Source organism: Phyllobacterium sp. 1468, assembly GCF_031455525.1.
GTDB lineage: Bacteria > Pseudomonadota > Alphaproteobacteria > Rhizobiales > Rhizobiaceae > Phyllobacterium.
Map to the genome: position 1 here is coordinate 17,869 of NZ_JAVDSX010000005.1, position 20,701 is coordinate 38,569.

Below are 20,701 nucleotides of genomic sequence, written 5' to 3' on the forward strand. Positions count from 1 at the left end.
CCCACGACGAACGGGACAAGGCGATGAACAAGAAGTTTGCAAGCAAGCCGATAGTTGCGCGAAACAAGCCAATGAATTCAGCCGTGGCCAGGGCGGGCTATTTGGGAAGATTTGTCCGTCAAGCGTCCGCGACATTCCTCAGCGCTCTTCTGGTCTTCCAGCCTGCCTTGCTTCAGGCTCAGCAGGTATCACCTGACGTAACTGCTCCGACGGTTAACCAGCCAGGGGTAGGCGTTGCACCCAATGGTGTTCCGCTCGTTGATATCGTCACGCCGAACAGCACGGGTCTGTCGCACAACAGGTATGATCAGTTCAATGTCGGCACACCCGGCCTCATTCTCAACAACCATAATGCAGAGGTTGGGACTTCGAACCTTGGTGGTGTGACACCGGGTAATCCCAATCTGAAGAACTCCGGACCTGCCACTGTCATTCTCAATGAGGTCACCAAGCAGAATCGCAGTGCCCTGAATGGAGCAATCGAAGTATTTGGCGGCAAAGCCGATGTCATCATTGCTAACCCGAACGGCATTACGTGCGACGGCTGCGGGTTCATCAATACGCCACGTGCTACGCTGACAACAGGTGTCCCGGATATCGGGGCCGATGGACGCCTCAATGGCTTCACCGTCAATGGCGGTGATGTCACTTTTGGTGAAAAGGGCGGTAATTTTGTCGATGGAAAGGGCAGCGTCGATCTCTTCGATGTGGTTTCGCGCTCAATCAATGTCGATGGTAGAGTTTTTGCCAAGGATTTGCGCCTGACTGCAGGGCGCAACAAGTTCAATTATGTGACCGGTGAAGCAAGAGCGCTCGATGCCACAACGGGTGCGCCGGAATACGCCATTGATGGTTCGGCGCTTGGTGCCATGCAGGCGAACCGTATCAAGATCATCGTCACCGAAAAGGGCGCGGGCGTTCGTATGCGCGGCGACATGGCTGCGAATGCGGGTGAACTATCGCTTTCTTCCGACGGCAAAATTTCCATTGGCAATGCTTCCGGAACTGAGGGCGTTACCCTGCGTTCCCAAGCCAGTGTTGCAGCCAATCGTGTCACGTCCAAGAAGCGTGTTGTTGTTCAAGCGGACAAGGGTATTACGCTGCAATCAGCGGCGGCCGATGATGATGTGGTGCTTGATGGTGGATTGGGACTTCTGTCCGTCGCCGGTGATATCGGCAGTGTACAAAAGAACGTTCAGCTGTCATCGACAGGAGGCATCACCGCAGGAAGCGTAACAGCGATGGCTGGCGCGGCTTCACTCGCCAGCACATCCGGCAATATTGCTATCGCAGGCGCTGTGACATCAGGAAATGATCTGACAATTTCGGCAAATGCCGGTTCAATCACGGCGGCATCGCTGGTCAGTTTCAACGACATAACGCTGACATCAGGGCTTGATATCGGCGTAAACAACGATGTTCTGGCCGCTGGCAATCTCGTTGCAACAGGCCAGTCAATCAAAACAGGGACAATGATTGCAGGTCTTGATTTCGCTGCAACGAAAGCCGATCCCAACGGCAAGACCATCCTTGGATATTCGGGCGATCTGCTTCTGGCGGCGGCAAACACCATCAATTCGACAGCGCTGCTTTCAGCGGGTGACATGAATGTCAGTGCCGCAAGTTTGACCGCTGGCAACCTCACCAGCCACAAGAACCTTACCATTAATGGTGCGGCCAGCCCGACGACCGCGAGTGCTACGAGCGCCTCGGGCGGTCGCGTGGATGTCAGCGGTCAAATTCTCGCCGGACAGAATGTCCTCATCACCGGTCAGGGCATTGCAGCCAACGCAATCATATCAGGCGTGAACTTCGCCGCATCCGGCAACGGCACTATTGTCCTCGGATCAACCGGTGGTGCGACCACTGCGAGCGATCTCATTCTTCGTGCGGCCTCAGGCCCGGTAAAGGTCGCCACGCTTTTGAGCGCGGGCAATCTCAATGTTCAAGCAGCGAGCCTAACGGCGCAAAACGTCACCGGACACGGAACCATCGGAATAACAAGCGATGTCAATGTGTCAGGTCAGTTGCTCGGTGCTTCCGACATTGTCATCAATGGCAAGACCATATCGGTTGGTAAGTTGATCTCAGGTGTTGATTTCGGGGCAACCAACGCAGGCGGCGGCAATATTGTTCTCACCCAAAGCGGTGATCTGACGTTAAATGCATCTGGCGGTTCGATCAACACTGTGACAGTTTTGAGCGCGGGTAATCTGGACGCGACCGCCGAAACCATCAATGCCACTAATATCACCGGCCATAAGAATATTAGTCTGACCGGCAACACCACTGTCAGGGGCCAATTGCTTGCCGCAAACAATGTTTTCATCACGGGGCAAGCTGTATCAGCGGGTTCGATCGTATCGGGTGTCGATTTTGCGGCCAGCAGTACATCGCTATCGGGAGCCATCTTACTCGGCTTGTCGGGCGATCTTGTTATCAACGCCACACCATGGGGGAATGTGAATTCAGGAACATTGCTGTCTGCTGGACAGCTTGCTGTTACTGCTGCTTCCTTCACGGCGCAAAATGTCACCGGGCACCAGGTGATTGCCATAACGGGCGATACCAAGATTGCAGGTCAGTTGCTGGGTGGGGACAATGTTTCCATAGCGGGCGCGGGTATTAAAGCAGGCGGCATTGTTTCCGGGGTTGATTTTGCGGCAACAGCCAAATCGCCAACCGGTGATGTCGTGCTCGGGCGGACGGGGAATCTCGATCTGAACGCCACATCTGGCAGTATTGAAGTTGCCAATCTCTTATCGGCGGGCAATCTGAACGGAATCGCCGCTCAAAATATTACCGCCAATGCGCTTGCCCATCAGGCCCTCAATCTCTCAGCCGGAAATACGATAACCCTGACAGGTCAGTCGCTCTCCAGTTCTGATCTTGTCCTCAAAGCAGGCAATATTAATGTCGACACACTTGTCTCCGGCGTTGATTTTGTAGCCTCCGCTGCTTCCAGCGACGGCGGCCTCCTGCTCAAGAGCCAGACCAGCGGGACCGGTGCGACTGGACCGTCCGGCGCAATGGTTCTTGATGCAGGCCAAGGTTCGATTACAGCAAATAATCTGGTGAGCGGTGGCAACTTTGCCGCCCATGCAGTGCAGAATATTGGGTATAACAGCCTGCAAAGTTTTGAGGCGGCATCGCTTGCCGCCGATCATGGATCCATCAGCATCGACAAGACCACTCGCGCTGCCGGTGACATCAGCTTGACGGCGCAGAGTTTTGATTTCTCCAACAATCGCGGTCAAAACGTTGCCACAGCCAAGAATCTTATTCTGAATGCCGTCTCGGCCAGCTTTGCCGGAAGCAAGCTGACCTATGGCGGACTTAGCCTCAATCTCTCGGGAAGTGCTGATTTCACCGGCGCCAGTGTTCGCGCAGTTTCAAACAATGGCGGAATGGGCGATATCAACGTTAAGGCAACCACAATCAATACCAATAGTTCGACAGCTCTTCTGGCGCAGAACGATCTGACGCTCTCCCTTGCTTCACTTGTTAATCCCGGCCAGCTCGCAGCTGGTCGCGATCTGACCTTCAATATTGCCAGTGACCTTACCAATGCGCCAACGGGTCTCATCTATTCGGGCAATGATGCAAAACTCTATGCTGCCGGCAATCTCACCAATGATCAGGGTGCGATTATGGCCGGCCATGATCTTGCAATTGCAGCCGGTGCCAATGGTGCGAAGAACCAGTCGATCAACAATATCTCCGGCCTGATCCGAGCGGAGAATGACGTTTCGATCCTGACAGAAAATCTCACCAACAAACGCCTGACGACGCCGACTTGGGAAAATGTGCTGGTATCGAATGGTGATGTCGTCAAGTTCCAGATCAACCCTGAAACATGGGGTAAGCCGGTTGGGCTTCTGTTCAATGAACCAAATGTCAACAGCTGGCAAACGTTTATGGCCGACCCTGAGGCACAAAGGCTGTTCAAGGGGATTGAGCGGCCACTCAATACGAATGAATGGTTCGCAAAACTCTATGGTGTCATCACGCTTGTCGATGGCTCCTCATATCGAACCAGAGGCATCACCGCACCTGACAAGAACATGCCATGGATATGGAGGAACAATCTTGAGCCCAATCAGGCAATGATTGTCTGGCTGAAAAAAACGCAACCGCTTAATCCGGACGGATCGCTGCGCCTTGATCCGAAAGAACCAACCAAATCCGTGGCCAATCATGACGATAACAGTCAGTTTGCCTGGACTTTTACCTGGGATGACAACACGCAACTGCGTCAAACCATTCGCGAAGATCGTCTGACTGGCACGCAAAGTCCCGAGGCGATGATCCATGCCGGACGCAATCTCAATGTTGATGCGACGACGCTTACAAATTCTTATTCGTCCATTGAGGCTGGCGGCGATGCAAGCCTGAAAGGTTCGGTCCTTAACAACGAGGGTGTCGCTCTGCATCGCACCACGCTGACGCAATGCGAAGCGAAGGGCGGTTGTGAGGCCTATGACGCCTCAGGCAACCGTAATGCCGCCAATGATCTTGGCAACGGCGTTGCACGACTGACCAGCGATGTTGCCATTGGTGGTGCAGGCGGAACCATCAAGGCGGCGGGTAATCTCAATATATCGGGCTTTACTACCGTCAATAATACGGCTGCCGCGGGCTCCATGGCTGGCGCCGCGACGCTGGAGGCATCCAATACGCCTGCTGATCCAACGCTCAGTCTGACAGGTTTGACAGCAGGTGCAGCATTGTTCACGCCGAACGCTGCCCTGAACGCTCTACAGCAATCCGGCGGTTTGTTCGCCGGTAAGACCAGTGTCAATCTGACCCCTGAGCAAATCGCCAGCATCAAAGCAAATCTCGCAAGTTCTGTTGCCAAGCCGGATTCTGGCGGGGTTGGCGGTACAGTCCCCGGTCAAGTGTTTCTTTATGAAACACGAGTAGCATTCCTTGACGTCAGCAAATTTTATGGCTCGGGTTATTTTATCAACCGGATCGGCTACAATCCTGACCGAGAGATTCCCTTCCTCGGCGATGCTTTTTACGAAAGCCAGCTGATCGACCAGCAACTACGACAACTGGTGAATCAGGGGCTTGGCAAGGGTTCGTTCCTACCGGGTAGTGATGCCATCGAGCAGATGAAGCTTCTGCTCGACAACGGTGTTGACTACGTCAAGGCACATAATCTGAAAATGGGCGAGCAACTTTCCCCTGAGCAGGCTGCGGCGCTTTCCTCATCCATAGTCGTTTACCAGAAAAAGACTGTTGGTGGCATCGAGGTCCTGGTTCCGACCGTCTATCTAGCAAATTCGGACAAGGCGAATCTGACCGTCGCAGGGGCCCTAATTTCGGGCGGCTCGCTCGATATGGATGTGGGCAATGTCAATAATTCTGGTGCCATTGCTGCCAAGACCGATCTGAAAATTGCAGGAACCAATATCAAGGCCAATGGCGGCAGCTTTGTTGCGGGCGGAAATGTCAAACTTGTCTCATCAGGCGATCTGACACTTAGTGCCCAGTCCCTGACGATCGGCGGCACTAACATCGTAAATCCCAATGCGGGTGTCAAAGCTGGTGGCAATGCACAGCTTGCCGCCAACAACGACCTGACCCTGAACGGCGTATCCGTAAATGCTGGCGGTACTGGTGTACTGTCCGGCAACAACGTCGCCCTTGATGTTGCCAAGGTGGACAATAAGGGGACTGAGCTTGCCACCGGTACGAGTGTTACGACTGGCGGCAATCTCATCATCGCAGCCAATGACAATGTGAACGTCATTGGAAGTCGTGCCAAGGCGGGAGGAGCGCTTGAAGTTACGGCGACAAATGGCTCCGTCAATGTTGTCACGGCGGATGTTGCCAAGAAAGATGCAGGACAGCCCCATAACCGCCTGTCGGCGTTCGATTCCACCGCGCAAAAGCAATCGGAGCTGAGTTCCGGCGGCAACACCAGTATCAATGCTGGCGATGACATTCTCATCTCCGGCTCGAAAGTTAGTGCGGACGGCAGCGTCGGCTTGAAAGCTGGCGATGATATCAACATCACCACGGCGCAAAGCCGCACGGACCGGACGATGGATGAAAAATCCTCATCCACCATCACCAATACTGGGTCGGAAATCAATGCAGGCGGTTCTATTGCCGTGGCGGCAGGCGGTGTGTCCACAGCAACGGGAACATCGGTTGGGGGAGCGGACAAGGGTGATCTCAATATTATTGGCTCGAAACTTGCTGCGAATGGAAAAGTTCAGCTGAAAGCGGATGGGGATGTCACCATTGCCGAAGCGCAAGATTCGTCCATTGTTGACACCAAGACATCAAGCAAACGCATCTTTTCCAGCAAGGAAGCAACAACCCACACCGAAACCACCACGGCCGTCGGCGCGTCAATCAGCGGCGACGCGGGTGTCGATATCGCTTCTGGTGAAAATACCATCATTTCAGCCTCGAAGGTCCAGGCTGGAACGCCTGATAAAAAGGCCGATCTCAACGTCACCGCAGGCGGCGATCTGGTGATTGCTTCGGGCAAGGATACGCTGGAACGGCATGATGCCAGCAGCGGCAAGGGATTCCTGTCCAAGCAAAGTGCCAAGCTCGACAGCTATGACGAAAGAACCGTGGGTGCGGAACTCGGTGCTTCGGGCAGTGTCAACCTCAATGCGGGTGACAACGCTGTCATTGCGGGTTCAAAGGTGAGTGCTGGTGACAGTGTCAAAGTCGAGGGTGACAGTGTTTCCGTTATCGGGGCGCAGCAAAATCACGAGCTTGGATCCCAAAAGAAGAAGTCCGGTCTAGGTGCGGGGTCCGGCGATGGCTTTGTTTCCATCTGGGGCAAGGAACAGAAGGACGTAAAGCAGTCGGAAACGCTGAATATTCAATCGCAGCTCAGTGCCGGAAAGGATGTCATAGTTACTGCCCGTGATACGGATATCAACATTCTGGGCAGTCATGTTGCGGCTGGTCAGGATATCGATCTGTACGCCAATCGGGATGTGAATATCCTGCCCGGTGCAGAAAGCGCGTCATCCTATGAAAAAGAAAAGAAGTCCGGGTTTGGCTTATCCTTCTCGTCGGGCGGTGGAGGTGCATCCATTGGTATTGGTTTCGGCTCAACTACGGATAAGATTACGCAAGGATCAGAGACCAATGCTGTCTCGTCACTGGCAGCAGGCCGTGATCTGACGATCACAGCGGGGCGCAATGCCAACCTTCAGGCAGCACAGGTTGCCGGCGAGCGCAATGTCGATATCTGGGCAGTCGATGATGTCAATCTCCTGTCGGCCCAGGACAAGTCCAACTACCAAGAAGTGCATGAGAAGCTTTTCGCCGGTGTTTCGCTCAACGTATCCTCCGGTCTGATCAGCGCGGCGCAAAGCATCAACAGCTCGGCAGAACGTTTTGCCGATACATCGGGCGAGAGTCGAGCAAAAGCCGTCTCCAATGTTGCTATCGCTTCGCTGAATGCCTATCAGGCACTGAAGGACATTGCCAATATCGCCATGGGCAAACAACCCATTGGCGATGTTTCTCTGACGGTCGGTTTCCAGCAAAGCAAAAGCTCGGCCAAGGGCGATATTTCCACGCCGGTTCCAACCATCATCCGGGGCGGAAATTCCGTCACAATAGAAGCATCGTCGGGCAATCTGACCGGTCATGGCGCTCAGATCGTTGCCGGATACGACGAAAAAGGAAACCCTAACGGCAAGGATGGCGACATTGCTCTTATCGCAGGCAAGGATGTCATCCTTGAAAGCGCGCAGGAGCTGTCAAACAATTCGACCAAGAATTCCTCATCCGGTGTTCAGCTTGGGCTCAGCCTGACCACTGGAAGCCCCGTCGGCAATTTCAACTTTGCCAATGGCAAATCCAATGGCTCAACGCTTACTCAAGTCAATTCCCATGTGGACGGGACCGGAACGGTATTCGTTCAGTCGGGTCGCGATACGGCCTTGAAGGGGGCGACTGTCTCAGGCAGCGGCGTCACGATGGATATTGGCCGCAATCTCATCATCGAGAGCCAACTCGATCTGGCGGGCCAGAAAGCCAACCAGTTTTCCATCGGTGGCGGTTTTGGACCGACGGGATGGAGTCTTGGCGGGGCCCTGCAGAAAGCCAAAGGCGATGCGGCGCTCGTCGGTGAACAGTCCGGTGTTCATGCGGGTAAGGGCGGCTTTGACATTGCCGTGGGTGGCAAGACCTCGATCGTTGGTGGTTTGGTCACATCGGAAGCCACTCCTGCCTTGAACAGGCTTGAAACAGGGACGCTCGAAGTCTCCGATCTCGACACGCATTCCAACTGGAAGGCCACAACCTATGGTGGCGGTCTTGGCCCGAACGGTCCAACCATGGCCCCGCCGCTCAAGGAAGGCGAAAACGAAACCGGCAAGGCACTCTCCGCCATTTCGCCCGGTCAGATCGTCATTACAGATCCGGCAAACCAGCAGCAGAACTTGGATGATATCAGACGCGATGCTACCGATACCAATACGTCATTGCCTGGATTACCGGACCTGAAAAAGATTCTGGACGAGCAATACAAGACACAAGCCGACTATCAGGCTGCAGCGGCAACGCTTGCTACTGAAATCGGTAACATCTCCAACAAATTCTATGATGATGCCGTTGCCAACAATGACGAAGCGGGAAAGAAGCTCTGGGGGACAGATGGTCTTGGCCGTGCCGCTCTTCATGCGGCGGGCGGCGCGCTGCTGGGCGGTGTCAATGATGTGGCCGGAGCGATCAAGGGGGCACTTGGCGGTGCTATCGCATCGCTCTCCGCCGATTCCATCCACCAGCTGGTTGAAGCCGTCGTTGGTCAAACGAAATTTGCCAATACGGATGAAGGCCGTTTCCTGATCAACTCGGTTGCGGCAAGTCTCGTTCAAGGATTGGCAGCAGCCGCAGGCGGTGGTGATGCCGCTGCTTATGCAGGCAATGAATTTCAGAACAATTATCTGAAGCGAGAGGAAATTCTGCAGTTCAATGCCGAGCTGGAGAAATGTCGTCAAGATTCTGCATGTGACGACTATCAGGTCTTTTCCAAATTTTTCGACATATCTGCAGATCGTAACGGGCAGTGGAGCGCCTGTGACACGGAAGAGTGCAGAAAGACGCACTACGACGAATTCACGAGGGCCAAGGATGTCGCCGATCTGTTCCTAACCCCATTCAACTACAATAATGATCAGTATTACACTGCTCTCTTTAACCTGCAGTCGAACGAGGCTATCTCGAAAGTTAACGAAATCGCGATGGCCCGTCAGCAGGCATTGACTGACGCAAAGGATGAGTGTGGAACCGACGGCGCCTGCACCAAGCGCGTATCAGACGACCTCTTCAACAATTGGGCCGGGCAGAAAGAGAATAAGCAGCTACTCGCATTCGTATCCGGGATCGTTCTCAGCGTCATTCCCGGAGGCGGTGGGAAAGGTAATCCAGGAAAAGAAACTCCAAGTAAAACAATTGAGGTGGATGCTTCGCGTGCGACCAAGGGAACGCCGGAGTATGAGGCTCTCAACAATCCTCCATCTAATACCCGCGTAGAGATGAACAATGGAACGAAGTTTACAACCAATGAAGGGGGATATGTCGATGAGATTACTTATCAGCCGGTCGACAGTTCAGGTGTCCGTGATGGACGTCAAACTCTGGTTGGGAAAGAAGGCATAGCCGGTGATGTTGGTGGGCATATTCAAGCCTGCCGCCATGGCGGCACTTGTGACCGCCTCAATCTGTTTCCGCAGAATTCTAATTTTAATAGTGGTGCCTACAAGCGATGGGAGAATGAGATTACGCGCGCATTAAAGAATGGAGATACTGTTGGGTCTATAACGGTGCAATTTGAACGATCTAACCCATACAATGCGCGGCCTGATGCATTGCGTATTGAATACAATATAAATGGGGTTCCAGAGACGCGCCGATTTGTAAATCGACCAAGAGGTGGACAGTGAACCCTATAGAAGAGCAACGTCAGTTAATTGATATTTTGTATAGATTGATACACGATAGCCTAAATGGTGATTTTGATACAGCAAGTTGCTTGTTTGAATACTTCGTATCTATGGATGACGAAAGTACCTCCATAAGCACTCGCCTTTCCTATGTAAAAGACGGTGAAACGAAACACGCGCGACTTTCATACCCTGATGACGCTGTTTTATATGATGTAATACCCCAACTACACGCCAAAATGAAGGCGCACACGGGTGGGAATTGGCGCGCGTTCACATTAAGAATAAATGAGGATGGTAGTGTTAAGGTGAATTTCGAATATCCGGAAAAATAGCAATGTCAGTGAAACCTTCAGTTCTGATATTTAGCAAATACATTATGATTGGGTGGATGGCTGATACTCTCAATAAAAATTTATCAAAAACTCTCATCGATCTACTGTTTCATTAAGAGTCTGCTGATGATCAGCAGGTTAATGATGATTTCGCCGTGGCGTTAAAGCGCGCAGGCAACAAACGAAACGTCAACAAGCAGCAAGTCAGCCGGGGCGAATATCGGCGTTTCGGCAGGCGTCGGCCTCAATGGTCTGACCCCATTAGGGCTCACAGGCGGTTTCAATTTCGGCACGGGCAATTCCAACACCAGTGGCACCACCCAAGTTAACAGCCATGTCACCGGTACCGGCGGCGTCAGCATCGAATCCGGCAATGACACGACGCTGAAAGGCGCTGTTGTCTCCGGCGATACGGTCAAAGCCAAGGTTGGCGGCGATCTCAACATCACCTCCGTTCCCGACACCGGCGAGAGCAAGAATAAATCCGCTGGCATTGGCCTGCAATTTGCGGGTCCCTTGGATTTTGGCAGCCCGCTACCCGCACAGATCGGCAATATGGGCATAACCGGTGTCAACCCCAACGGCGGCACGGGCAATGGCAATACGGCGTGGATCACCGAGCAGTCCGGGCTCGTCTCCAAAGGCAGGATGGATGTCCATGTGGACGGCGCGACCAATCTTGACGCGGGAAAAATCGTCTCGGACACAGGCGAGCTCAAACTCGACACCGGCACGCTGACCCATAAGGATTTCGAGGGCAAGAAGGCATATGAGGGCTTTAATGCCGATCTTGGCATTGACCTGACGGGCGGCAAGGGCACGGATGCGAGCCCTGTCGGCAATAGCACGCTCGACGGCAGCTACAGGCTCGACGATACGCGCCAGACCGTTCGCTCGACAGTTGGTCCTGGCGACATCACCATCCGCGATAGTGAAAAGCAGGCTTCGCTGGAGCAAAGCGGCGTCACGCTGCCGCTTGCCGGGCTCAACCGTGATCCCGATAAAGCCATGGAGATCACCAGGGATAGCCATGTCGATCTGGAGGTTTATTTATCCGGCGAAAGCGTAAAGAAGGCGCTGGAAGCCGGGGCCGCGGTGACGGAAATCATTGGCGGCGCGCTTGAGCATGTGAGGGAGCCTGCGCTTTCCAAGGCAATCCGCGGCAAGGAAATCGACACGCTTGACGCCTTGCAGCAGCTTAGATCGGGTGCTTGCGGCGAGCAGCGCGGCGATGCGTTCTGGCTGTGGGAGTGGATCGTGCCTTCGGCGCATGCGGCCGACTGCATTATCAAAACGGTCAAGGGCGATGCCATCGTCATCCACGATCGGGTGGGTTGCATCGAAGTGCTGGGGAAGGCGCTTTATGCGCAGACTGTTGGCATCTCGGCCAATCTCGACCTGTTCAGCAAGGGCCTCCTCGACGGGGTCAAGGATCAGGGTGCGGACATGGTCAAGCTTGTCAGCGATCCGAAGGCCTTGGCGAAATCCATGTCGGGCGTGGCCTTTGAGTTCTATCAGGACCCCGAGGCGGCGGCGGCCAAATATGGCGTTGAACTGGCCGCTGGGCTCGAGGCAGAAGCCCTGCTTTATGTCAAAGCCCTTCGCCAATCAGGACTATAAGGCGGCCGGACAGCACCTTTCGGGGCTGGCCATCGACCTTGCCATAGAGGTTGCTGCGCCGGTGGCCGGGACCGGCCTGAGCGCCATCAAGGCGGTTGATAAGCTTGCAGCACTGAAGAAAGTGGAGAAGATCGCGGAGGCGGCGGAAACGGCTGATGTTGTTGCTACCATCGGCTATCGCCTTGAATTTTACGATAATGCGGGAAAACCGCTCAGATGGCGCAATCCTTTGACCAATCAGGTTGAAAATATCCCGCCCGGTATGGTCTTGCACGAAGATCATATCTTGCCGAAAGCCGCGTTTGAAAAAATACCGGGCTTTAACCTGCTCTCCCCCGCCCAGCAAAAGATTTTATTGGAGGATCCGAGGAATTTTCGGCCCTTGGATGGGCAGATGAATTGTTCGAAATGGTGCTACGTGGAAGACACGGATGGTGGCTGGATGACCTATAAGGGACAACCGATCAATGCGGATTATAAGATATGGCTTGGTAAGCAACAGAAGGATATGACAGATTATTTTACAGAGAAGGTAGAAAAAATAAGGTCTGGTGGTGGAGGCTAATCATGAAATATAAGAGCATTTCTCAAAAGGATTTTCTAATTGAAGAGGACGTTATTGCCTGCTGGACCAAGGCAGAGGATGTGCCGGATTCGATCAAAAAAACAATTTTTGAACAGCACAGAACGCACGATTATTATACGCCCTTGGCAAAAGGCAAAGAATGGCTGTTTGAACTCACTTGTCGTCATCAGCCGCGCACCGGGGCCTTGCTGATGCAAGGTGGGCCGCTTTTTGTGCGGGTCAGCCGGGGCAGTGCTGTTCCTTATCTTTTCGATATGGGGCTGGAAATGCGCGGCAAGGTTGTGTTGATGAAGCGCAGTTCGTTCAATAATAATCCTTCGGATGCGGGCTATCAGGCTCTACTGGATCAGATCAGCGCCCATATCTCCAAGCGCGACGGCTATCCAAGAAAAGCGGAGGATCGCTATCGCAGCCTACCGCCCGCCATTGGCGCGGCCTATTATAACCGCTTTGATGGGTTGAATATTCCAGAAGATTCAGTCGCTGGTATTTATACGCGCCTTTTACCTTATCCGATTTATCGCCCCTGGGAAAGCTTTGATGGCTATTTATCGGCGTGTGGACGCGGTTATAAAAAGAAATATATTCCCTGGCTTGAGGAGCGTATTCCCGGTATGGGCCCGACCAAGGGGCTCTCCTCCTACATTAATTTCATGATGTTCATGTATGCGCCGGGTGAGCCTGGCCCTCGAAAGGGCGACGCGTTCTTTGTCAAAAACAATATTCAAGACGGAGTGATCTATCACATCAAAGATGCCGATAACGAAAACATGCGTATTTTGTCCGAGCCTGCTGAAGCCATTGATCGCTACTGCGAACATGTTCTTTTGGAAAAAGAATGGCGCTTTGATTTTCTGCCCTACACCAGCTCGATGTAGTTGGCCTTGAGCCAATGTACCGCCCCGGATCGCGACGCCGCAGACACCGAGGCCAAAGGACACATCGCGTTTGATGCCAAGGCGCGACGTCAGCATTCCCTTGAGCGGATACGTTAGGTGAAGTTGAAAGGATTTACGCTGACTTGAATATCGGTCGGAAGTGGAAGCGTTTGTACGCTATGTGCCGGCTACGGATGGCTATGATCCAGGTCAACAAAGCTTAGACGAAAACAAGAAAAGGCTGATTCTACCCCAATGGCATTCCTATTTATGAACAAGGTTTCCCGGGAGCAAAGTTATGATGCTGCAAAATGATGTGTTTCTGGCATTCAAGGAGCTCGGCTGGAAAATTGGCAGAGACGAGGTAGGCGAACGCTTAGCAAGTTATTCACTTGGCGACGTTGAAATAACAATCATCATGAGACTTGAGCCGAGGAGGATTGGCAAGAGATTGTTGATCTACAAGTCCGTTGGACTGTGTAAATTAGATGCGATAATAGGAGACATATCGGACAGAAAACCGGTTCATGTTCCAATAATCACCGGCGATGAAGATATCCGACAACTGGAGTTCGGTTTTTCTGATATCCGCAGTCTTTCCAAACGACTGATAGAATGGGGTGAGGGTCAAGACATTAAAGCTGCATTGAGGAAGTTGCGAGAACTGCCAACCGATGCCAAAGGTGCGTTTCCCCGACGCCATCTTGGAGCTCTTGCGCTGGCAGGAGATGTTGGCCGTCTCAAATTCTATCAGCAAGCTTTCGAACGCGGCGATCGGCTTGGCTTTGTGCCTTATGTCAGCAAGGACATGATTGACCGCGCAGTAGAGATCGCTAAAGCCGCCACAGCTGTTTCATAACAGGTCCGAGCTACGCCCATCGCGAAATACGGCTTCGGAGATCACGGCAGGTGGTCTCATTACCGTCACGGCCGGAAATCCAGATAGCAACGGGCGCGAAAACGGGGTTAGGTCGTCTTGGTCAAACTGAAATAAAATTTCTTGCCGACAAGTTGGCAGTTGGCCATGCCTTTGAAAAGCTGGCAGCGCTGAAGAACGTGGAGGAAGCAGCTGATGTTACTACTACCACCGAGGAAAAGAGCTTCTCGAACTAGCCAAATATGAATGGGAAAAATAGTCTTGTTGGAGCGGAAAACAGTAAAAATCGGCGACGTGTTTCATATTTTAACATCGAAGGGTGTTTGTTACGGACAAGTTACTTATTTTCATCCAAAATTGTCGGCGGTCGTCAGTATTTTTAGGGAATTTTACCCCAAAAAGCCGAAAAACTTTACAACGGTTGTTTCGCAAGAGCCGCAGTTCATTACAACCTTTCTTATCCAATACGGTGTTAGGCAGGGTTTGTTTTCGTTGGCGGCGAATGTTCCCGTGGCGGATCACCTTAAAAAATTTCCGATTTTTCGGGGAACTAATAACATCAAGAACGAGAATCCCACTTGGTTCTTTTGGGATGGGGAAAAAGAATGGCGAGTGGATCGGCCACTTACGGAACAGGAAAAAAATACCCAAGAGGTCCATTCTTTCCCAGTGCACCTCGTTTGCTTGAGATGATCGAAAAGGACTACCGAGTCGAACGCGATTATATTTAATACCGCGCCCCGCGCTATCGGCGACCCCGCGCAATGAGCGCGGGCTATGATGCATCGGGCAATGAAATTGCCTCTGATGAACCAGCCGGCAAGATAAAATTAAACGCCGATAAGAACATCCTCCTGGATAGGACGCAGGCGACAAAAGATAACGCCACTTCGCAACAAGGCGGTCGATCCAACCGATATCGCTGGTGGTGGCGGCATTTACCGTTTTGATCCGAAGATCGGGATTATGACCAATTATATAGGAACCTTTTAAATGATACATCATATGGTACGCATGTTCATTGAAACCGAGGCCGTGACGACGGACTGGACTGTTGGCAAGGAAGTATTGTCAGCTTTTGCCGAAGCCGAGCCTAGACTGGTCCCTGAAGCCATTTATTCGTGGAGCACCAAGCTTGAAGATTTTACCACAGTTGATGCCTGTGAACGTTATTGGGCGTGGATAACGCAGATGCGTGGAGGGGACTATAAGTTTGAATTTCCATTGGGATTGGGCTGGCGACGCAAGAAAGCTGTCCGGTATCAGGCAGAGGTCAAGCATAGCCAAAATGATTATTTTGGAAAGTGGAATGGTGGTGGCCTTTCCCTCTATGCCGCGCCAAACAAAACCGTGGACTGGCTGCCGGTGTTTCGGCGGGTCTGTGCGGCGATGACACCTCAATATGGTTTGTTGCACCAATTTACCAACATGGAAGACGTCCGCGGCCCTAATGGAGCACCTGAGAATTATTTTAGGGGCGGTATCATACCTGCCAAAAATCCCAAAATCTCGAATCTCGGTTTGAGTAAATATGTCGTTGATTCCACCGAGACCTGTGCTCCGGGTACGCTAGATCCGAAAATCCCGAATCTCGGCTGGAGCAACTATCTTGGTGGCGATTTTGCGAAGGCGGTCAATCCCACTGAGATCGCTGCTGCGGGCTTTGCCATCGAGAAAATTGGCGCTGGATACCTGATACAGGTAACCGAACGCCTTCAGGACGTTGAAAATAATTTCGGTTACTTTTCAGAACAAAGGGTCAAACTCAAGAAAATATTTCCTGATGATTTCTTTCTCATCAAACATGAACCAGTCATCTGAAGATGGCCTGAATGATGGTCAAAATCGGTGATGTGTGTTGGAATCATTGATCCGTGTGCTGCGAAAGCAAATCCTTCAAATTATGTGCAAGCATCATTGTGCCCATCACTTCCGCTGTGACAGCTGAAAGGTGGTCAATTGATTGAGGATTGTGCCATTCCGAGAAGACTAAGTCTTATCATGAGGTCCAGATGGTGGGCGTGACAGGGATTGAACCTGTGACCCCTACGATGTCAACGTAGTGCTCTCCCGCTGAGCTACACGCCCATCTGACGGGCGCATACACCATATTGAATTGGCTCCGTCAATAGCTGTGGGGAGAACTTATCAGGCTTTCTTCACAAGAAGGAACGAATGCCGCCGCCTATCAGGCTGCGACGAGCATTTTCTCGATTTCATTAACTAGATCGCGCAGGTGGAAGGGCTTGGAAAGCACCTTGGCGTCTTTGGGAGCCTTCGAATCTGCATTGAGTGCCACGGCAGCAAAGCCGGTAATGAACATGATCTTCAGGTCGGGATCGATTTCCGAAGCACGGCGCGCCAGCTCGATACCATCCATTTCCGGCATGACGATATCGGTTAAAAGCAGTGAAAATGGCTCCTCGCGCAATCGGTCATAGGCGCTGGCACCATTGTCGAAATGCGTGACGTGATATCCGGCCTTCTCCAGCGCCTTGACCAGAAAGCGCCGCATATCATTGTCATCTTCCGCAAGAAGGATTCTCTTCATCAGTCCGTCCGAATTGGTTAGCACCCGATCATCCCCAGATCAGCGTCCATCACGATTCAAGAAACGCTTTTTTGGTAAAGATCGCGTGAATGATTTGCTAGAAATAAGCGTGAACGTTGCAAAAGTCGAGGTGGCGTTTCGCGGGAAAAGCACCCCAACGGGTGTAACTTATACGTCAGAAAGTTGGTCGTCGTGGACCGTTGGTCAATTCCATCTGAAGCAAACTTGATCTAGAGTGGTATCATAGACAGTATGAACCTTCGAAGTGAGCGATGACGGCCGAGCGTGATTTTCCTGACAGCCTGCCTTACGAATTGCGGCAACCGTCCGATCAACGCATCCCGTTCGTTTTCAACTCACCTCATAGCGGACGATATTATCCGGCCGCCTTCCTGCAGCAATCGCAACTCGATCCGCACACGGTCCGGCGTTCAGAAGATTGCTTCGTCGATCAGCTGTTTGCCTCAGCGGTCATGATCGGCGCACCCTTGGTGGTGGCACATTTTCCACGGGCCTATCTCGATGTGAATCGTGAACCCTACGAACTCGACGCCAAAATGTTCTTCGAACCGCTGCCCTCGTACGCCAATGGGCATTCCGCCCGGGTTGCGGGTGGTCTGGGAACAGTTCCGCGGCTGGTCGGCGAAGGGCAGGAAATCTATGCCCATAAGCTCCACCTCGATGAAGCGCTTAGCCGCATCGAAACGATCTACAGGCCATATCACGCGCTCCTCGGAGACATTCTCGTCAAAACGCGCGAACGCTTCGGCTATGGCGTTCTTGTCGATTGCCATTCAATGCCGACGGGCATTCGTTTTCCGGAAAGCGGTATGCGACCGGATTTCATCATAGGCGACCGGTTTGGCACGAGTTGTGCGCCAGAGCTTGCAAACGCAGCCATCCAGCTGCTTCGGGACATGGGCTATGTGGTCGCTCACAACAAACCCTATGCGGGCGGCTATATAACCGAGCACTACGGGCGGCCCCTCAAGCAATTTCATGCCCTGCAGATCGAGGTCAATCGTGGTCTTTACCTCAACGAACACAGTTACGAAAAAAAGGCGGGCTTCGATCAGCTGCAGCGGGATATTGCACTGTTTCTACGGGATCTCGTGTCGCTACCCGACTTCTACTTCCTGGATACGCCGCTTGCTGCTGAATAGCGTTTTAACGGCAGCAGATTTTTAAAAAAAAGACCGCGCGTAAGCGCGGCCCAAGTCTAGGGAGGAAACGCCCAAGGAGGGCATAGACAGGTCGCCCTGTCCATGTGCCAATCTATGCTGCGTCGCACAAATGTCAAGTGTTTTGTATGTTTTTTTGGGCACCATTTTTAGTTGCCTAAAAAAAATGCAATAAATTCGCCGACGCTGCAGGAAAATGAGGACAATTTAATCGTGAGGAGCTATTTTGGTCATTGAACTTTCTTTTTTGAAGCAAATCGCCGGTGTCGCCGCGGAGCAGACATTGCCGCGATTCCGCACGATTTCGCTCATCGACAACAAGTATCAGACGGGTTTTGACCCTGTTACAGAAGCGGACCGCGAGGCTGAAAAAGCGATTCGCAAACTGATCAACGCCAGCTTTCCTGATCACGGTATTCTCGGTGAAGAGTTCGGTGGCGAAAACCTCGATCACTCGCACGTCTGGGTGATCGATCCGATCGACGGTACCCGCGCGTTCATTTCCGGTATTCCCGTATGGGGGACATTGGCCGGCCTTACCATCGACGGGGACGCAGTGGCGGGACTCATGGCCCAACCGTTTACCAATGAGCTGTTCATGTGTGACGGTGACGCTTCATGGTACGAGGGTCCGGGTGGCATTCGCCGCCTCGAAACGCGGAAAACGGTCGAACTTTCCGAGGCGACGCTGTTTACGACCACGCCGGCGATGTTCAAGGATGAGAAGCGTGCTAACTATGAACGGGTCGAGCAGAGCGTGCGGCTCGCGCGCTACGGCACGGATTGCTATGCCTATGCGATGCTGGCCGCCGGGTTCGTCGATCTCGTCGTTGAGACCGGCTTGCATCCCTACGACATTGTGGCGCTTGTTCCGATCATCGAAAAGGCCGGTGGTGTGATCACCACATGGGATGGAGGTCCGGCAGAGAAGGCCGGCAATATCCTTGCTGCTGCGACGCGCGAACTCCACGCCAAGGCCCTGGAATTGCTTAACCGCTGAGATTTTACTCGGTCTCGCTGCCGCTGCCGGGAATGAAGGCGTCGAACGCGGCAAAGAATTGCTCGCGATAGAAATCCTTCTCCTGGAGGATTTCATGCTTGGCGCCATCAATTGTCAGCAATGTGGAGTTGCGCAGTTGCAGGGCATAACGCTCGATCGCGGGGGTGGAGACGACGCTGTCTGCGCCCGCTGCAACCATCAGTATGGGAATCCGGATCGTTTCGATGAACTCCGGCCGACTGATTTTTTTGATGGCTTTGGCGGCTGCGACGATCCAGCTTGCCGTGGGCCCGCCAATGGCCAATTCCGGCGCTTTTTCGAGAATCTGGCAATTGCGCAGATAACGCGCCGGATCGGACGTTACTTCATTGAAATCAAAGGGCCTTAGCTGGTGCGGACCACCGAGCATATAAGCTTGGCCAAGTCCTGCGTAACGAAGGGTGTTGGCGCCAACGCGCGCAATGGTTTTTCTGGCGCGGCTGCCATTGATATCCAAAAGCGGCGCGATCAGGACCATCCGACGGATGCGGTTCGAAAGGGCTGGGGCGGCCAGCAGGGCCGCCAGCGCTCCAGTGGAATGAGCTAGGAGGTAGAATGGCCCGCGGCAATCGGGCAAGAGAATGCCTTCAAACAATTGTTCGAAGTCAGCTGCGTAGTCATCAAAGCTTTCTACGTAACCCTTTGCGGCATTTCGCAGGAGCCGGCTGGATGCTCCCTGGCCGCGCCAGTCAAATGTCGCAACCGTAAAGCCGCGATTTGCGACGTCGCGGACGGTCTCGAAATATTTCTCGATGCACTCGTTACGGCCGTGCAGGATGATGACCGTACCCTGCGCGGGCTGGGCACTGGCCGGGGTGATGGTATAGCGGATTTCCTTGCCGTCGCGAAGATTCAGCGAATCAACGCGTGTACCGGACGGGATAGGATTGGATGAAGTTTCGACAAGCGGTCTGATCATTTGGTCTGGTCAATCCCTTGCCGCCAATAGTCTCTGCCTGTGATAAAATGTGGTGCTGCAAAGGTCAAATCGCAGTTGGAGCATTTCTGTTTTTCTTCGAATCGCGGAGTTCTCTAACTCTTTGTTTTACGCAAATCCTGGGAGAATCGATTGCTACTTTTCCTGGGATTGCTCCAGAAAAAAGAATGACCGGAAACTCGCCTGAGAGTTTCCGGTCAGTTCATTCCGGATGGAAGGGACGTTACACCCGGAACGAATTCGGCTTTTGTACTCAGTAAGCCGGGTTTATCTCGATGCTGAAACCGCTTTCGCGACGATCGCGATAACGGTCACCACCCATGCGGCGGGTTTCCAGAATATCTCCATCGCGCGAAACGACGACAAGGACCGGGTTGCCACGACGTGCAGCGCGTACGAAATAGCGCCCACGTTCGAAGTTCACGTCACGGACCCGAAAACCACGGCGTTCAAGCATGCGTGCGACGTCGCGGGCGCCAAACCGTTCGCGACGATCATCGCGATAATAGCGGCGGCTCTCGCCATCATAGTAGCGGCGTTCCTGAACGAAATAGCCATCGGCGCCACCGCTGTCGTCAAGATATTCGGCAGCCGCATCGCCGCGGTAATAGCGGCTATCGGCCATTGCCGAAGCAGCAAACCCGGTAACGAGAAGTGCTGCAGCGGTAAGTGCGAGGACGGTTTTCTTCATTATCGTATCCTTTGTAGTATCGGTTCGTTTCCAACCTTGGTGCATTTATAGTCACATCCATGTGAACGTATTCC

The 20,701-nt window shown here is 52.9% G+C and carries 14 protein-coding genes, 1 tRNA gene and 1 pseudogene; 12 read left to right on the forward strand and 4 right to left on the reverse strand.

What is annotated here, in order from left to right; all coding sequences use genetic code 11:
• The first annotated feature begins 71 nt into the window (after nucleotides 1–71).
• From J2X72_RS14765 to J2X72_RS14810, 10 genes and pseudogenes are all read left to right on the forward strand, one after another.
• Nucleotides 72–9,932 (forward strand): hemagglutinin repeat-containing protein, encoded by a 9,861-nt coding sequence (locus J2X72_RS14765; protein WP_405044730.1) that lies wholly within the window; start codon nucleotides 72–74, stop codon nucleotides 9,930–9,932.
• Complete coding sequence (locus tag J2X72_RS14770; protein ID WP_310073100.1) at nucleotides 9,929–10,267, forward strand: hypothetical protein; 339 nt, start codon at nucleotides 9,929–9,931, stop codon at nucleotides 10,265–10,267. Before J2X72_RS14765 ends, J2X72_RS14770 begins: the two co-directional genes overlap by 4 nt.
• 219 nt (nucleotides 10,268–10,486) lie before the next feature.
• Nucleotides 10,487–10,699, forward strand: a pseudogene (locus tag J2X72_RS25080) (hemagglutinin repeat-containing protein); the annotation flags it as partial.
• Between the two features lie 84 nt (nucleotides 10,700–10,783).
• Complete coding sequence (locus J2X72_RS14780) at nucleotides 10,784–11,887, forward strand: hypothetical protein (RefSeq protein ID WP_310073103.1); 1,104 nt, start codon at nucleotides 10,784–10,786, stop codon at nucleotides 11,885–11,887.
• Nucleotides 11,856–12,452 (forward strand): hypothetical protein, encoded by a 597-nt coding sequence (locus J2X72_RS14785; RefSeq protein ID WP_310073105.1) that lies wholly within the window; start codon nucleotides 11,856–11,858, stop codon nucleotides 12,450–12,452. Before J2X72_RS14780 ends, J2X72_RS14785 begins: the two co-directional genes overlap by 32 nt.
• A 2-nt stretch (nucleotides 12,453–12,454) precedes the next feature.
• Nucleotides 12,455–13,351 (forward strand): PA domain-containing protein, encoded by an 897-nt coding sequence (locus tag J2X72_RS14790; RefSeq protein ID WP_310073107.1) that lies wholly within the window; start codon nucleotides 12,455–12,457, stop codon nucleotides 13,349–13,351.
• Nucleotides 13,352–13,649: 298 nt separating this feature from the next.
• Entirely contained in the window at nucleotides 13,650–14,210 is a 561-nt protein-coding gene (locus J2X72_RS14795; RefSeq protein WP_310073110.1) for a DUF6990 domain-containing protein, read from the forward strand.
• Nucleotides 14,211–14,260: 50 nt separating this feature from the next.
• Nucleotides 14,261–14,464: a hypothetical protein gene (locus J2X72_RS14800; protein ID WP_310073112.1), complete on the forward strand. Its 204-nt coding sequence runs from the start codon at nucleotides 14,261–14,263 to the stop codon at nucleotides 14,462–14,464.
• A 10-nt stretch (nucleotides 14,465–14,474) separates the two neighbouring features.
• Entirely contained in the window at nucleotides 14,475–14,921 is a 447-nt protein-coding gene (locus J2X72_RS14805; RefSeq protein WP_310073114.1) for a hypothetical protein, read from the forward strand.
• A gap of 300 nt (nucleotides 14,922–15,221) precedes the next feature.
• Nucleotides 15,222–16,049: a hypothetical protein gene (locus J2X72_RS14810; protein ID WP_310073115.1), complete on the forward strand. Its 828-nt coding sequence runs from the start codon at nucleotides 15,222–15,224 to the stop codon at nucleotides 16,047–16,049.
• Nucleotides 16,050–16,241: 192 nt separating this feature from the next.
• Here J2X72_RS14810 and J2X72_RS14815 read toward each other — a convergent pair.
• Nucleotides 16,242–16,316, reverse strand: a tRNA-Val gene (locus J2X72_RS14815).
• A 100-nt stretch (nucleotides 16,317–16,416) separates the two neighbouring features.
• Complete coding sequence (gene cpdR / locus J2X72_RS14820; RefSeq protein ID WP_008124673.1) at nucleotides 16,417–16,779, reverse strand: cell cycle two-component system response regulator CpdR; 363 nt, start codon at nucleotides 16,777–16,779, stop codon at nucleotides 16,417–16,419.
• 272 nt (nucleotides 16,780–17,051) lie between these two features.
• Between cpdR and J2X72_RS14825 the strand changes: the two genes are divergently transcribed.
• Both J2X72_RS14825 and hisN read left to right on the forward strand, forming a co-directional pair.
• The gene (locus tag J2X72_RS14825; RefSeq protein WP_310073123.1) at nucleotides 17,052–17,942 is read left to right on the forward strand and encodes an N-formylglutamate amidohydrolase; all 891 of its coding nucleotides are present in this window, start codon (nucleotides 17,052–17,054) and stop codon (nucleotides 17,940–17,942) included.
• A 244-nt stretch (nucleotides 17,943–18,186) separates the two neighbouring features.
• Nucleotides 18,187–18,960, forward strand: a complete 774-nt coding sequence (gene hisN / locus J2X72_RS14830) for a histidinol-phosphatase (RefSeq protein ID WP_310073126.1) — start codon at nucleotides 18,187–18,189, stop codon at nucleotides 18,958–18,960.
• Between the two features lie 4 nt (nucleotides 18,961–18,964).
• Here the strand turns inward: hisN and J2X72_RS14835 are convergent, their stop codons facing one another.
• Nucleotides 18,965–19,918: an alpha/beta hydrolase gene (locus tag J2X72_RS14835; RefSeq protein WP_310073128.1), complete on the reverse strand. Its 954-nt coding sequence runs from the start codon at nucleotides 19,916–19,918 to the stop codon at nucleotides 18,965–18,967.
• A gap of 271 nt (nucleotides 19,919–20,189) precedes the next feature.
• Complete coding sequence (locus J2X72_RS14840; RefSeq protein WP_310073130.1) at nucleotides 20,190–20,627, reverse strand: antifreeze protein; 438 nt, start codon at nucleotides 20,625–20,627, stop codon at nucleotides 20,190–20,192.
• Nucleotides 20,628–20,701: the final 74 nt, after the last annotated feature.